Below are 13855 nucleotides of genomic sequence, written 5' to 3' on the forward strand. Positions count from 1 at the left end.
TCTTTTTTATTTGGCTTAATCGGGTGCAGTTACGTAATGATTATCAACAGGTCGCATACCGAAGTATTAGTCCTTAACCAGAATCTTAACTTTATCTGGGGTTCGACAGTAGATGAAGGGCTCTGCATTGTTGGTGACCCACAAAGTAGCTTGAAAAGTTCCAGGGACGTCTGCAACAAAACTGGTTTCCGGACCTGAAGGGTTCTTTAAATCAGTATTGCTATTGTTGGGATTATTGAGAAATGAAAGTTCCCAGCTGTAATTTAAAGTTGTCCCATTGGGATCTACCCGACCACTATTACGAGTCGGATGATTACCTACAAGTTGAACAACACTGTCAACCTCTACCGTCTGATCAGGACCAGCGCACTTGGTACCTGCAACTCTTTTTGGGGCTTCTCGAATCAATCCATAACCGAATAACCCTAAAGCAAGGGCTAAACAGGCAATAGTGGTCACTATAACCACTACACGTTTCTGGGAATTTGATGAATGCGTAACCAAGTTCTTAACAGGTTTATATAGCGCTTGCAAAATGTCAACCCAAAAAACTTTAGAAGATATCAAAATCTTTTGTCACTCCGAAGGGTCACAGTCTAGAACTCAGGAGCTTTTAATTGAAGGTAATTTATCTCAGCAAATAGAGGGCGCTAGCCATAGCTTTTCCGAAGAAAAGGCGATGGGTATCAATACGTTAATGCTAAGTAGTCAGATCTATAACGTCTGGTCCTAAACCACTCTGTTCTAGTAGATCTAAGTATTCCTGATCAGAGAGTTCTGTTTTGCCAGAGATGGCTAAAAAGGTCGCCTCAAGGAGATTGGTGGCTAGGCTCCGACCATTATATCGGGGCGTGGTAGTTATTAACTTAGAGACTCCGCGTTGCCTTAGCATTGCAACATCATCAGCTGTCGTTGTGTTAGTCAGGACTATCTTGCCACTAAGATCTTCAGGAGCGTATCGCTTCAGGAGCAAAAAGTCACCCGCAATGACTTCGGCTTGGTCGAAATACCTTGTTCGCCAACCGATTACACTGGTTTCTTGGCGGTTACCCGTGGGATAGAGCCAGCTAATTGGTAGGTTAGTCACCACAGGCCCCAAGAGGCTCGCCATGGTACGAAGAGCACCAAGGCTCTTTAATACGACTGGTAAGCCTAGGATAAAGATTAGGTCGCCAAACACAATATCGGCCCCAGCTTGGGTAAGGGCTTCTGCCATTCCGTACCGATCAGTTCCTGAAAGCATCAGCACCTTCTTGTTGCGCCATAACATTGCAGGATCAAGTTGCTTAACTACTCGCCGTTCAAGGGTGTTCTTAAGTCCAGCTCCACAAACAACTGGGGTGTTTTGCGCATTACGGGCTAAACGGACGCTATCGCGAATATAGTATCGCCGCTTTCCAGCAGTCACAAATAAATCAGTTCCCCCTAGGCCTATTGCATCGACTTTACCGTCAAGCTGACGAATTTCAGCTTCGGCTCGAGTCAGATCACCGTCTGTCCCACGCCGTTCGATGGCGATCTTATTCCCTAACAACTCTGCTTCGATCGTTGCGTTTCGAGTGCTTGAGCCAAGCGAAACACTCACCACAGTTTTTTTGTCAGTCACGACTTCAGCACCTTCTTCAGTTTACGCTCCGAATTGATAACGCGATCACCTCATTAAGAGTATATTGGCAAATCTTTGTTCGTGCGTAGAATTTCGCGTGGGCCCGTATTATTGTAGGTGAAGCTTTGCTGCACCACGTGAAGTACCATGTAAGGAGAAGTGATGGGAGATATGCGTCTAAACAAAATTAAGGATATTCTGCCTGAGTACGGATTAGGTACTGCTCATGTGGTTCAATCAGGTGAAAAAATAGCTGTAGCTACAATTGAAAAGGCTTACGAAGAAGGGATTAGGCTTTTCGATACTGCCCCGCTTTATGGCACGTCTGGCTCTAATCTGGGAACTGGACGATCAGAGGCTGCGGTTGGTCAGGCATTATCTGCCGTACCCCGCGAAAGTTACATTCTTGCAACGAAGGTAGGCAGGCGAGGAGAAACAATATTTGATTTTACTCGCGATGGGATACTTGCCAGTGTTGAGGAAAGCCTTGAACGACTTAAGACTGATGCCCTAGACATTCTCCACATTCATGATCCGGATTTGGCCAATTGGCCAAATCCCTCCTCCCAGACCCCGATATACCGTCAGGTTCTTGACAAGGTTTATCCAGTTGTAGACGAGTTACGTAGCCAAGGAGTGGTAAAGGCTATTGGCGCTGGGATGAATAAGTGGGAGATGCTAGATGATTTCGCTAAAAACGGTGATTTTGACTGTTTCTTGCTTGCTGGTCGGTATACACTGCTGGAACAGACCTCCCTCGACTTTCTTCATAACTGTCTTACCAGAGGCATAGCAGTTGTACTTGGCGGTGTTTTTAATAGTGGAATTTTGGTGCGGGACCTCGTGCCCGGAGTCACGTACAATTACGAGGCGGCTTCCCAAGAGCTCCTGGGTCGAGCTCACGCTATCGCTTCTATATGCCAGCGTCACGGGATATCTCTTCCGGTGGCGGCGCTTCGGTTTGTAACCATGCACCCGGCAGTAACCTCGCTGGTCGTGGGGGCTGAAAATCCATCAGAAGTCAGTCAAAATCTTGCAATGCGATCAACTAAAGTACCGGCTCAACTATGGTGTGACCTAAAGAATGAGGGACTCATAGAAGATAATGCTCCGGTTGACGGAAATTTGTGTTGAGACCTATTGTCAGGCAAAGCACTGAAGCCACTCTTAGTTAGTCAGATTTAGAGATTCGCAACCGAGGTTGGGAGGATCATCCTAGGATGAAAAAATCTGTTTCTAGCAAAGCTAATTTCCATGCAAATCAATGGAAAAGGCGAGACCTATAAACGGAAAATGAGGAAGCCAATACAGTCGAATCTAGTTTAAGGCGGTTAGGGTCAGGAACCCACCTGACCACGAATGAGCATAGCTAGCTCCTTTGATAAAATCTCTGTACGATTGCCAAAATAGACATGAATGAGGCCCCCGATGGGTTCCGTTTTTCTGACTTGAATACGTTGTCCTGGGTGTATACCAAGTTGTGCTATGTAAGTTAAGACGTCTGGTGCCTGAGTCATTAGTCGAGAAACCTCGAGGATTTGGCCAACCTCAAGTTCAGCAAGCGGGGTGTTAGGAGTGTTTGGGAAGTCACCCGCTGGCCCTGGTATTGGGTCACCATGTGGATCGTGGGTCGGATGCCCTAATAAATCGGCAAGGCGTTCAGTAAAGCGTTCACTTACAGCATGCTCAAGGCGTTCTGCTTCTTCGTGAACTTCAGCCCAGGTGTACCCTAGGTGTTCAAGCAGAAATGTTTCTATCAGACGATGTCCCCGTAGAAGTCGCAGTGCTCGGCGGGAACCAGAGGGAGTGAGGCGTACTCCGTGATAGGGTTCGTGCTCGACGAACCCTAGGTCTTGTAATTTACCTAGCATCGATGAAACAGAAGGTGCTGCCACATTGAGTTGCTCAGCAAGGGCATTAGTTGAGGCAGATGCGTCCTTGGCAATCAACCATATAGCTTTGAGGTAGTCCTCTATGGAGGTAGAAACCTTCATGCGATCGGCCTTGGACATGTACAGAGAATACCAAGAAGTTAACCTTTTCCTATCAACAGGGTTTACAGTATTCACTATGAACCTTGTGCAGTACCAAGATAATTACAAGCGTGCATTGGCATTAGTCGAAGGTGAAAGACTAAGAAATTTGACGAGATTTGATCGACTTTACGATCTTGCTTGGGCCGCGATTGAGACAGGGGTGTCTCTTTGTGATCTTATTAAGGAAGTAGTAAGTGACGATTACATAGATTATGAAGCGATGATTAATTCCAGCAATCTTCTCCCTCCGATAGACCATGTTGACCCTGCTCACATGCTCATAACAGGAACGGGCCTAAGTCATCTAGGAAGTGCTGCAACACGTGATGTGATGCATTCTGATTTCCAGGATGATGCTGCCACGACTGATTCTATGAGGATGTTTAATTGGGGTATCAAGGGTGGTAAACCAAGTCCTGGTGAGGTGGGAGTTCAGCCCGAGTGGTTCTACAAGGGAGATGGCTCAATTGTGGTACCTCCGGAAGGTGAACTTGCCTCCCCATCATTTGCCCTTGATGGGGGGGAAGAACCGGAGATTGCTGGCATATATATGATCGGTCCTGATGCCACGGTCTACTGTCTCGGCTTTGCATTAGCAAATGAATTTTCGGACCATATTACCGAACAGAAAAACTATCTGTATCTTGCTCACTCTAAACTCCGACCCTGCTCATTCGGGCCCGAGATTCGTACCGGACAACTCCCAGGCAAAGTAACGGGCGTCAGTTCTATTGTGCGAGATGGAAAGGTAGTGTGGACCAAACCTTTCTTGACTGGCGAGGCTAACATGTCTCATTCCATCGATAATCTAGAACACCACCATTTTAAGTACTCGGTATTTCGGCGGCCGGGCGACATTCACATCCACTTTTTAGGCACAGCAACCCTAAGCTTTGCCGACGACTTTGTGACTTGCGACGGCGATCAATTTGTTATCGAAGCAGCAGCTTTCGGAAAGCCTTTAAGAAACCGTTTATGTATAGCTAAGGGTCAGGAATTTCACCGAAGGTTTTTGTGAGGATAGGTACACGAGATTAACGGAAGATTCAATTACCACGTTGCCCCAAGAACTGCTGCACTTCCGATTTTATTCGGGGCGTTACAGATTTTGCAAAGGACAGGTTTCACGCTATTTTCTGCATAGGCAATATAATCCCTAAAGGCCAGGGCTTAGCCATGGTAGTAATCCTTGCGATCTTTGGATTAACTAGTTGTGGAACAACTGTAAATGCAAACGTTCCGCTATCTGGCCACAAGGGTCCTGCTACCTTACGACCTTTCGAGTTTTCCATACTTAGCCTTAACGCCTTCTTTCTACCAAGGCCTTGGTTTCGTACTGACCAGGTTTCCCGGGCACATTGGTTAATAGGTCATCTTTCGGGCTACGACGCAATTGTTTTTCAAGAGCTATTTGATGATGAGGCTCGGAGGGTTCTTTTATCGGGAATAGCTGAAGAGTATCCCTACTCTACAAAAGTGCTTGGCCGTGAAGACACACTGATTCGGCAGGACGGTGGCGTTGTAATTGTGAGCCGCTGGCCTATTGAGCAAGAACAGGAAATGACCTTTGGTGCGATTTGCAAAATGCAGGACTGCCTAGCTGATAAAGGGGTAGTCTACGCTGAAATTGCAAAAGGAAGTAGAAGCTATCACCTTTTTGGGATTCATGCTCAATCTGACTTTAGGGGTAACTCAGCTAAAGTTCGAGAAGACCAGTTCCAGTTATTCCATTCTTTTGTAACTGCCCAGATGATTTCTCGTCAAGATCCAATTATCCTGGCTGGAGATTTCAATGTTGATTGTAACGTTGGTAGCGAGTTCCAACGGATGCTGGTTTTGCTCGATGCACAGGCTATAGATAGTTGTTCTGGTCTAGTTACCTGGGATGGAACCAACAATATGCTGGTTGATGGTGAAAGTCATCAGTTTCTTGATTATGTGCTGATTTCTAAAAAGCATCTACAACCACTAATGAGTCGCTTTGATGTGCTCCCACTAAGATCAGAGTTGTATGCCAAGCGTGACCTTTCTGACCATTATGCTGTGGCTGGACAATTTGTTTTTCACCCACAGGCCAGATAACTTGGATACCTTGCAGAGGCTTTAAGCGGGGCGTGACGAAAATCCACCATAATTTAGGCTGGTTGGTGTTTACGCCGATCTTGCATCTAAGTAAACTGAAATCGCCTTGCAACGTTTATTGACTATGTATCGTAATGCGGCAATGTGACTCTATCTAACAGATCTTCGACTAGCACTGGGCGTGTCAATGTAGTTGCAATTCCTGAAGAAGTCCCAGAGATAGGGCTGAATAACTCTCCCGTAGTGAAAAGGATAAGTCGATAGCTTTAAGATGAGAATTTAGCGCCGCTATTGACGCTAAAATACAGTGTGTCTCCAGTAGTCATCGGAATTGTGCTTATATCCACTATTTTCCACGTCAGCTGGAATTTGATCGCTAAGCAGGGTAGTTTTTCCCCGACCCTGTTTTTACGAATCCTCCTTTGTATAAGCGTTCCAGGGTTAGTTGTGGCAGTGGGAAGCGAAATATTTTCACAAGGCTTCCTGGCGTTTTTATGGCCTTTATTACTGGGCGCAAGCTTCTTCGAGGCACTATATTTCTTAGGCCTCACGGTGGGATACCGTGTTGGTGATCTTGGTGTCATATACCCAATAGCTCGGGCTTTGCCCGTATTGTTGCTGGGAGTTTTTGATATGGCCCGAGGTTTGTCACTAAGTGCGATAGATTGGCTTGGTTTGGGATTAGTCGCTTTGGGTTGCCTTGTTGTTTCTTTATCTGTTGGTAGCGCACGTGACGATACCGACTTTAATTTTGTGAGCCGTTTGTTTAGACGTGGTGTTGGCTGGGCAATCGTTGCTGCTTTTGGCACGGTGGGCTATTCAGCATTCGATAAGCTAGCAGCTGAAGCTATCCAAAGTGAATTTGGTAGTGGGTTGACTTCTGCCCTACGTTATGGCCTGTGGGAATTCTCGTTTACTACCGCTTTATACGTGCCAATGTTGATAATTTTCATTGTCATTAGCAAACGTAGGAACGGGGGGTCATTTGTCAGGCTTGGGAGTTGGGGGTCAGCATCAGGTCCACAGATGGTTAATTTCTGGGGGATTGTGGCTGCTGCCGTGTTGTTGTTTGTCGCCTATAGCTTTGTGTTGTGGGCTTTCCAGTTGACGGATCAAACCAGCAACGTGGTGGCACTAAGGCAGTTCAGTATAGTGTTGGGCGTCGTGGCAGGGGCAGTTGTGATGAAGGAGGAAGCGCCTGTGCTCCGCATAATTGCTGCCCTAATTATTACTATAGGAGTCGTCCTAGTGTCCTTGTGAGCGTGAATATGATAGCCGTCCCTTGGATACCACGAAAATGTACTCTTTTCTCTTGAGGCTACCCATAAAAACCTAAAATATTATCGGTTGCACCGTCCTTGCCGTCCTGTTGGATAGACTAAAACTAATTCACGTGGCTGGGCTGTCAACATCTCTAGTAGTTATTTTTATTCCGCAATATTTACCGGAGATGCTGGCGGAGTTTGTTACTGACTAGTTCGACAACAACTACGATCAACAGGAGGGTAATAGTTAAAGTAGCGACTCTTTCGTATTGGAAAGAGCGAATGTAAAGCTGTATGTAAAACCCGATTCCTCCAGCACCAACAAGACCAAGTATTAGCGATTCTCGGAAGTTAAGCTCAAGTCGGAAAAGAGTGTCGCGGATAAGATCGGGCGCCACTTGTGGGAAGACGCCAAACCTAACGCGTTGCAAAAGTGTTGATCCGGCACTGTCGAGAGCTTCTAGAACACCAGGATCAGCGTTTTCGAATGCCTCGGCGTAAAACTTAGCGAGCATCCCAACCGAATGAACTGTTATTGCAAGGACACCGGGAAATGGACCTAAACCAACCGTACTGACAAAGAATAGTGCCAGCAGTATCAAGGGCACTGAGCGGATTCCACCAAGAAGCCATCGCAGTGGCTGCGCTAACCATGGTGGTGAAAGGTTAGTGGCAACCAAGAGGGCAAGGGGAAAGGATAATAATACGCTGAAAAACGTTCCCACAAAGGCGATCTGAAGAGTTTCTAAGGTTGAGGTAAGAACCGTCGACATTACTGAAGTGTCAGGCGGGACCATCCTGCCTAAGAAATCCGACATTCGAGGCAGGCCTTTATATAATTTATTTAGATCAATCTCAGCTCCAGGTAAAGCCAACACCAAAAGGGTCACAACAATCCCTAGGAAGATGCCCACCTGGATCTTCCGTTGCCTATTATGGGTTTGAATTTTTTGTGCAAGCTCAGGCTTCATGTATATCCTTTTCGGGAAAGACCTCAACGGTTTCCTTTAGCGCCTGGTAAGAGATTGAGTGAGCGTGATTTTCTCTGTCTTTTACGATGAGCCCGCCATTTAGTTCGACGATACGATTAGCATGAAGTTTAGCTAGTTCGGGTTGATGTAAAGCCATGATCAAAGTAACATTCCTTTGCCGACAGGCATTTTCTAGGAGAGACATGATTTCTGCTGCTGTATTTGGGTCAAGATTACTAACTGGTTCATCAGCAAGGATAAGATCAGGTTCCTGAACAAGTGCTCGGGCAATCCCCACTCTCTGTTGTTGGCCACCAGAAAGGCTGCTGACGCGTTGGAGGGCGTAGGGTTCTAAGTTGACATCCTGGATTGCCTGATTAGTCCTTAAATGATCCTGATCATTAAACCCGAGAAGTAAACTTTTAAGGCTTCCCTGCCAACCTAGCCGTCCCCACAATATGTTTTCATACACTGTTGCTCGTTCCACAAGGTGGAATGCCTGAAAAATGAAACCGATACGTCGACGAATTGTACGTCGACGAAAATCACCTGGGTTTATTCGATTTCCAAAAAGATAGAGGTTGCCTTGATCAAAAGGTACCCACCCGTTAATGAGTCGCAAGAGGGTCGTTTTGCCGGAGCCACTGGTTCCGACGAGAGCGACCCTCTCGCCTTGCGTGATAGTCAGGTCAGGAAGAGTCATGCCAAAAGAGCTATTCGGGTAATTGACAGAAACACCTCCTAATAGCGATACGACGGGAGCTCCATCTGGGGCAGAAATGTCGCGACCTATTTCGGGGACTATGGGACTATGTTTTTGAACAGGGCTGTTTCTACTCAAGGTAACCGTACTTCCGGGCTAACTCCCGGACGGAGTCGTATGTGGAATCGGTTACCTTTACGTAGCCGTCATGCCCATATACGTATTGCAGTAGATGTTGGTAATCAGGTTCGTTAAGTTGCAACATCGCCTCGGTGAAGCGAGCAAGTAAATCCGGGTCTAAGTCTTGTCGCGCGACAACACTATGAGACGGGATCAAATCTGATTCTGCAATCCAGTCCACTTTCTCTAATTGCTCAGGGGTTAGTAGGAGCTCAGCGAACTGGCTTACTCCCGCTGCATCGACAAAGCCATTAGCCATGGCCTGAATAGCCTGCTGATAACCACCAGCGAAGAAAACAGCATCAAAGAATCTCGTCGGATTTTCTTCTGGGTCAATAAGGCCAGCTTGAGTGAAGACATCAAGAGGGTAGAGGTACCCTGACTCAGATATCGGATCAGCAAAAGCAATGGTTTTATTGCGTAACTGCTCTAGATTAATAATCCCACTGTCTTTGCGTACAAAAATTCTGCCTCTATACACTGGGCTCCCACGATAAATTTCCCCAAGGATCACTTTGACCCCTATCTGATCGTGGGCCAGTACGTAAGGTAGGCCTCCCATAAAAGAAATGTCGGCCTCGCCGTTACGCATAGCTTCAACAGCCGCAGCGTGGTCCTGTGAGACAAATCCTCGGACGTCTAAATCAAGCTCGGACTCAAGGTAGTGCGTAATCTTTGCAATATCACCTAGCAGCTTCTCAGGATTCTCCTGAGGAATAAAGGCCAGCGTTAGTGTCGATTGAGCAGTAACTAGACTCATAATGGTTATTAATGTGGTTATTAGGAAAGAGGCCTTAAGGAGTTTAGGCATGACGTTGGGTATCATTTAAGCTCCGGCCCGTAACGCTCCACCAAGTCGGAATAGAGTTGATAAGCATTGGAAGCTCTTTGCCAATCATTAATTAAAATTGCCTCCATTACAGCGTCAAGGGCATCTGCCACTTCATAAACTAATGGTGCTTGGTCAAGATCGACTAAGCTCGTGGCGTCGGCTCGAAGATCTGGAGCTACTGTCTTAATGAGGAGGAGAGCATGAAACTTGTCCTGTCGTGGAATTAGAATAGTATCAAGCGTTGTCGCAAAGGTCGTTAGTTCAGACCAAGCAAGTTTGAATACGGTGTTGCTGGAATCAAATATCTCGTACGGGTTGTCAGCACCACCAATCGCATTCAGGTAAGAGGTAAGATCCGTGAGCTGTCCGTCGTTTAAATCTAGGCTGTTAGTGTCGTTGAACCAATTTGCTACGTCACGCAAGGTCGCTAGAGAACCATTATGCATATAGGGGAAAGTGAAGGCACTGTTTAATAGGGTCGGAGTTTCAAAGAAACCATCAAATGAGACCTCCGAATCAGTACCTGGAGCATCACTAGTTTCTCTCCCAGTACCAATATCGTGCACTTGACCATCCTTGAAGGCCGAGTTAGGCATATGGCACGATGCACAGGAGTTTCCGTTAAAACCGTCAAACGGGGTTTGGAATATTACTTCTCCGCGCCGTGCAGATTCAGAAGCCAAATCGGTAAGGCTGCCATCAGGGTTAATCAGACTATTTGGTAGGAAATCGAATTCCTGTAAGTAAGCGATTAGCGCATCGAGCATGAAGGGAGTGGGCTCCTCACCAGAAAACTCATTAACTATGACGTTCCGAGTGAAGTCACGGAGACTGCTGAAACGGCCGTCGCGTCCGTAAGGACCTGTGAAGCGAAGTCCACGGAGACTCGGCGTATCCAAGGAATCTCTGCGCTGGTCATTGAAAATGCTATTAAAAAATGCTCCGTCCACGTCAAAAGCACCTGGTTGGTGACTGATCCCCGGGATGAAAGCTCGTCGGTTAATGTCGCTCCGATTGTGACAGGTCGAACAGGTGATCCCAATAGACCGTGCGGGTTCCCCAAAAATTTCTGGCGAGTCAAACAGCATGTCGCCGAATGCTACTAGTGGTAAGTCTATTTCGTCATGACCCTTCGCTTCAAAGTTAAGGCGCAAGAGTGGTAGGGGATCCTGGTCGTTTAGATCCGTCCCAGGTGGTAACACGGTAGGGAAGGCGCTTGAATCAACTGATCCAAGAATTGTTTCAGGAACGGGGGCAAATGTCACGCGATCAGCGAAGGAGGCAGGTTCGTAATTAGCTAAGAGGTAGTCTTTGATAACGTTGCTAGCTTTGTGGAAAGCTTCTGCCTGAGCCTCTACGGTTCCAATGCCAGCCACTCCTGCACTTCCAACGCTATTGGTCAAAGTAAGCCAAGAGATCCCAAGCTGTTTGTGTGAAACGGGATCAAGTTCCTGAAGGAAGTCTTGGCCAAAAGCCCGGAAGATCCTTTGAGCATTAAGGACGTCAGGTAATGCTGTCCCAGGATATTCTAGTTTTGACTCAGCTAGCGATAGGGTATGACGGATCAGGTGGGAGGTAGAACGGGTTGTGACCTCGAAAAAGGCTTGAGGGTCTCGGGAGGCAATAGCCTCAAGCAGACTGCCAGCATAGGGACTCCCTACTTGCTCGAAAAGGTCAAGAACACTCCCATTGCCGTAACCGAGATCACTCACAGTACCCTGGTATTCGTTTGCAACAGTCAACCAGTCTATCGGCGCAAGGTTAAGGAAGAACACCGCTCTTCGGTAGCTTGCAGCCGCTGGGTGCCAGGGAGTATCTCGAGCAATGTGAGCCAAAGCCACTACCGTTGTTGACAGCAAGAACATAGCGCAGAGAGTAGTGAGAACTCTAGAAAGATGTTGTTGACAAAGCCAGGCCCAAGCTTTAGCCATGCCTAATTATATGTTCAACACCGCCAAATTTCAAGGTACATAGGTAAAATTAAATTAGGTATTAGGGTACTAAATAGCGTTTAAGTCTCACTAAACTACTCGGTGAATTACAGCTGATGTAGATGTTATTGAGATTCAGTTTTCACTAAAATGTTTTGTTTCCATGTTGGGCTTCATACTGTCGAATAAACTTTGGTGAGTTAATTATAGAAAATTCATTGGTGCTGTGGGATGATGGGCTTATGCAAACTGTTTATGATCGGGATGGCTTTGAGGTTGTGCGGGGCGTTATTCCTGTTGGTGATCTTGAGCCGTTGCGTGATCGTATTAGTGATCAGGTGGGGCTTCATGCTAAGCAGCTTCTTGATGAGGGTAAGGTTGATGATCTTTTTGAGGACCTGCCATTTGGGAAGCGTCTTGCTGCTCTTCATGCGAAGAGTGAGTTGCCGCTTAGGCAGTGGAACGAACCTTTCTTTGGACCTGAACTTCATGCGCTAATTAATCATTCTGGTATCGCTGAAGCTTTGGAGCCTCACTTGGGCAGTAACGTTAGTTTTAATGGCGATTATCATTTGCGTCCGAAGTTGCCGGATAGCGAACGGACTGCTTTTCCGTTGCATCAGGATAGTCAGTATTACGGTCAGGCGTCACGGCGTGCGCATATCGTTACGGTGTGGATCCCGTTGGTAGATGTTGATGAGACCAATGGTTGTTTGTACGTCATTCCGGGGAGTCATGAGTGGGAGCTTTTTGGTAGTGCTCGTGATGAACTTGGGAACATGCGGTCTTTTGAGGATGTTGAGGCTCGTGGTACGCCGGTACCGATCCCGATGGCGTTGGGTGATATTTTGTTGTTTTCTAACATGACTTTTCATGGCAGTAAGGTGAATCGTTCTAATGGTGTGCGTTGGAGTACCGACATTCGGTATATTCGTACTCCTGGAACGTATGACGCCTCAGATGAAGTTTTGGCTTCAGAGAAGTACATGGTGGACTTGTTAGCAAAGAACGGTCGACATGCGCCAATGGTGGTCCGGGGTGACGGAACCTCATCCTCTTTCGATCAGTGGAAAGAGAAATCTGAACTACGGCAAACTGAGGCCAAAACCCGCCGCTCTCATTCCAAAACTACCAGTACTATCGGTGATAAAAGTTAGTAAGCATTATTCTTAGGGTCCTCAATAATCTTGTGCGCATAAAAACCACTGATTGTTCAGATCGGTAACATGGGTTGGTTAACGATTGGTGATCCTCTAACCATGCTAATTGTTACTGCAAGCTAATCACAAAAATCTATCTCAGATCTAAATTCTCACGTAGATTTTCGATTGGATATAATTTTAAGATCAACCGTACAAATTTACGATAACCGACTAAAATGGTAGCGATTTTAAACACGTTTACTGGAAATGGGAAGTTTTATCCAGCCCTGATATGATGTCGCCAGATGTTAAGGAGGGAACGCGCGATGATTCTTGAGGGTAAAACAGCTTTAGTAACCGGTGGTGGTCACGGCATAGGTCGGGGTCTCTGTCTTGCCCTGGCCAAAGAGGGTGCCAAGGTCGTGATTAACTATTCGCGGGATGATGACGCTGCTTCGTGGACTAAAAGCTTAATAGAACAGGATGATGGTACAGCTGTGCTTGTCAAGGCCGATGTAGGCTACACAGACCAGTGTCAGGAACTAGTTGAAAAATCTAACCAGGCGTTTGGACACATCGATATTTTAATTAGCAACGCTGGTATTGGACAACAAAGTAAAATAGTGGATTGCCCCGATGAGGAATGGGACCGCGTAATGAACGTAAATCTGAAAGCCACATTTGTTCTCGCACGAGGTCTAATGCCCGGCATGATTGATCGAGAATTTGGGCGAATTGTAACAATCTCATCTAATAGCGCTGCCACAGGGACCGCTGGAGCTTCTTTTGTACCGTACGCTACCTCTAAAGGTGCACTGGAAACACTTACAAAAGGAATCGCTGTAGAGGGCGCTCCTTGGATAACCGCCAATGCGATCTCACCAGGAGGCACCTCTCGTCAAATTGCCTCAGAGCGGGGCGAAGAATGGCCCCCACCACCAGCGATGGATGACAAGTTTTTCCTAGGTAGGCGTGTCCTACTGAATCGCATCGGAACCCCGGAAGACGTTGCTGGAGCCATGTTGTTCCTAGTATCGGACTCTGGTTGTTTCGTTACCGGCCAGAATTTGCATGTCAGTGGTGGCGTGGTGATGTAATGCTGAGACC

The 13855-nt window shown here is 46.8% G+C and carries 13 protein-coding genes; 6 read left to right on the forward strand and 7 right to left on the reverse strand.

All coding sequences use genetic code 11. The features are described 5' to 3' along the window. Positions 1-66: 66 nt before the first annotated feature. Together CMO31_06665 and CMO31_06670 are read right to left on the reverse strand one after the other, a co-directional pair. The gene (locus CMO31_06665; protein ID MAZ53682.1) at positions 67-567 is read right to left on the reverse strand and encodes a hypothetical protein; all 501 of its coding nucleotides are present in this window, start codon (positions 565-567) and stop codon (positions 67-69) included. A 133-nt stretch (positions 568-700) separates the two neighbouring features. Further along, positions 701-1588 (reverse strand): quinate 5-dehydrogenase, encoded by an 888-nt coding sequence (locus CMO31_06670; protein MAZ53683.1) that lies wholly within the window; start codon positions 1586-1588, stop codon positions 701-703. Between the two features lie 180 nt (positions 1589-1768). On the opposite strand from CMO31_06670, the gene CMO31_06675 reads away from it, so the two are divergent. Beyond that, positions 1769-2740 (forward strand): hypothetical protein, encoded by a 972-nt coding sequence (locus CMO31_06675; GenBank protein MAZ53684.1) that lies wholly within the window; start codon positions 1769-1771, stop codon positions 2738-2740. 203 nt (positions 2741-2943) lie between these two features. On the opposite strand, the gene CMO31_06680 is transcribed toward CMO31_06675, so the two are convergent. Continuing rightward, the gene (locus CMO31_06680; protein ID MAZ53685.1) at positions 2944-3618 is read right to left on the reverse strand and encodes a DtxR family transcriptional regulator; all 675 of its coding nucleotides are present in this window, start codon (positions 3616-3618) and stop codon (positions 2944-2946) included. A 58-nt stretch (positions 3619-3676) separates the two neighbouring features. On the opposite strand from CMO31_06680, the gene CMO31_06685 reads away from it, so the two are divergent. The 3 genes from CMO31_06685 to CMO31_06695 all read left to right on the forward strand — a co-directional run bounded on the left by CMO31_06685 (position 3677) and on the right by CMO31_06695 (position 6984). Then, positions 3677-4660 (forward strand): FAH family protein, encoded by a 984-nt coding sequence (locus tag CMO31_06685; protein MAZ53686.1) that lies wholly within the window; start codon positions 3677-3679, stop codon positions 4658-4660. A gap of 158 nt (positions 4661-4818) precedes the next feature. Next, positions 4819-5724 carry a hypothetical protein gene (locus CMO31_06690; GenBank protein ID MAZ53687.1) on the forward strand — a complete coding sequence of 302 codons (906 nt, stop codon included), beginning with the start codon at positions 4819-4821 and terminating at the stop codon, positions 5722-5724. A 309-nt stretch (positions 5725-6033) separates the two neighbouring features. Further along, entirely contained in the window at positions 6034-6984 is a 951-nt protein-coding gene (locus CMO31_06695) for a hypothetical protein (GenBank protein ID MAZ53688.1), read from the forward strand. 181 nt (positions 6985-7165) lie between these two features. Here the strand turns inward: CMO31_06695 and phnE are convergent, their stop codons facing one another. From phnE to CMO31_06715, 4 genes are read right to left on the reverse strand one after another with little or no spacing between them, the layout of a single operon-like run. Next, the gene (gene phnE, locus CMO31_06700; protein MAZ53689.1) at positions 7166-7960 is read right to left on the reverse strand and encodes a phosphonate ABC transporter, permease protein PhnE; all 795 of its coding nucleotides are present in this window, start codon (positions 7958-7960) and stop codon (positions 7166-7168) included. Beyond that, complete coding sequence (locus tag CMO31_06705; GenBank protein MAZ53690.1) at positions 7950-8801, reverse strand: phosphonate ABC transporter ATP-binding protein; 852 nt, start codon at positions 8799-8801, stop codon at positions 7950-7952. Before CMO31_06705 ends, phnE begins: the two co-directional genes overlap by 11 nt. Further along, positions 8794-9654, reverse strand: coding sequence for a phosphonate ABC transporter substrate-binding protein (locus CMO31_06710; protein MAZ53691.1), 861 nt, complete (start codon positions 9652-9654; stop codon positions 8794-8796). Before CMO31_06710 ends, CMO31_06705 begins: the two co-directional genes overlap by 8 nt. An 11-nt stretch (positions 9655-9665) precedes the next feature. Next, complete coding sequence (locus CMO31_06715) at positions 9666-11606, reverse strand: cytochrome C (GenBank protein ID MAZ53692.1); 1941 nt, start codon at positions 11604-11606, stop codon at positions 9666-9668. Between the two features lie 221 nt (positions 11607-11827). Here CMO31_06715 and CMO31_06720 point away from each other — a divergent pair, with 221 nt between their 5' ends. Both CMO31_06720 and CMO31_06725 read left to right on the forward strand, forming a co-directional pair. Then, complete coding sequence (locus CMO31_06720; GenBank protein ID MAZ53693.1) at positions 11828-12763, forward strand: hypothetical protein; 936 nt, start codon at positions 11828-11830, stop codon at positions 12761-12763. 290 nt (positions 12764-13053) lie between these two features. Next, positions 13054-13845: a beta-ketoacyl-ACP reductase gene (locus CMO31_06725; protein MAZ53694.1), complete on the forward strand. Its 792-nt coding sequence runs from the start codon at positions 13054-13056 to the stop codon at positions 13843-13845. The last annotated feature ends 10 nt before the right edge of the window (positions 13846-13855 follow it).

The sequence above is a fragment of the Trueperaceae bacterium genome (assembly GCA_002707365.1).
Classification (GTDB): domain Bacteria; phylum Deinococcota; class Deinococci; order Deinococcales; family Trueperaceae; genus UBA6957.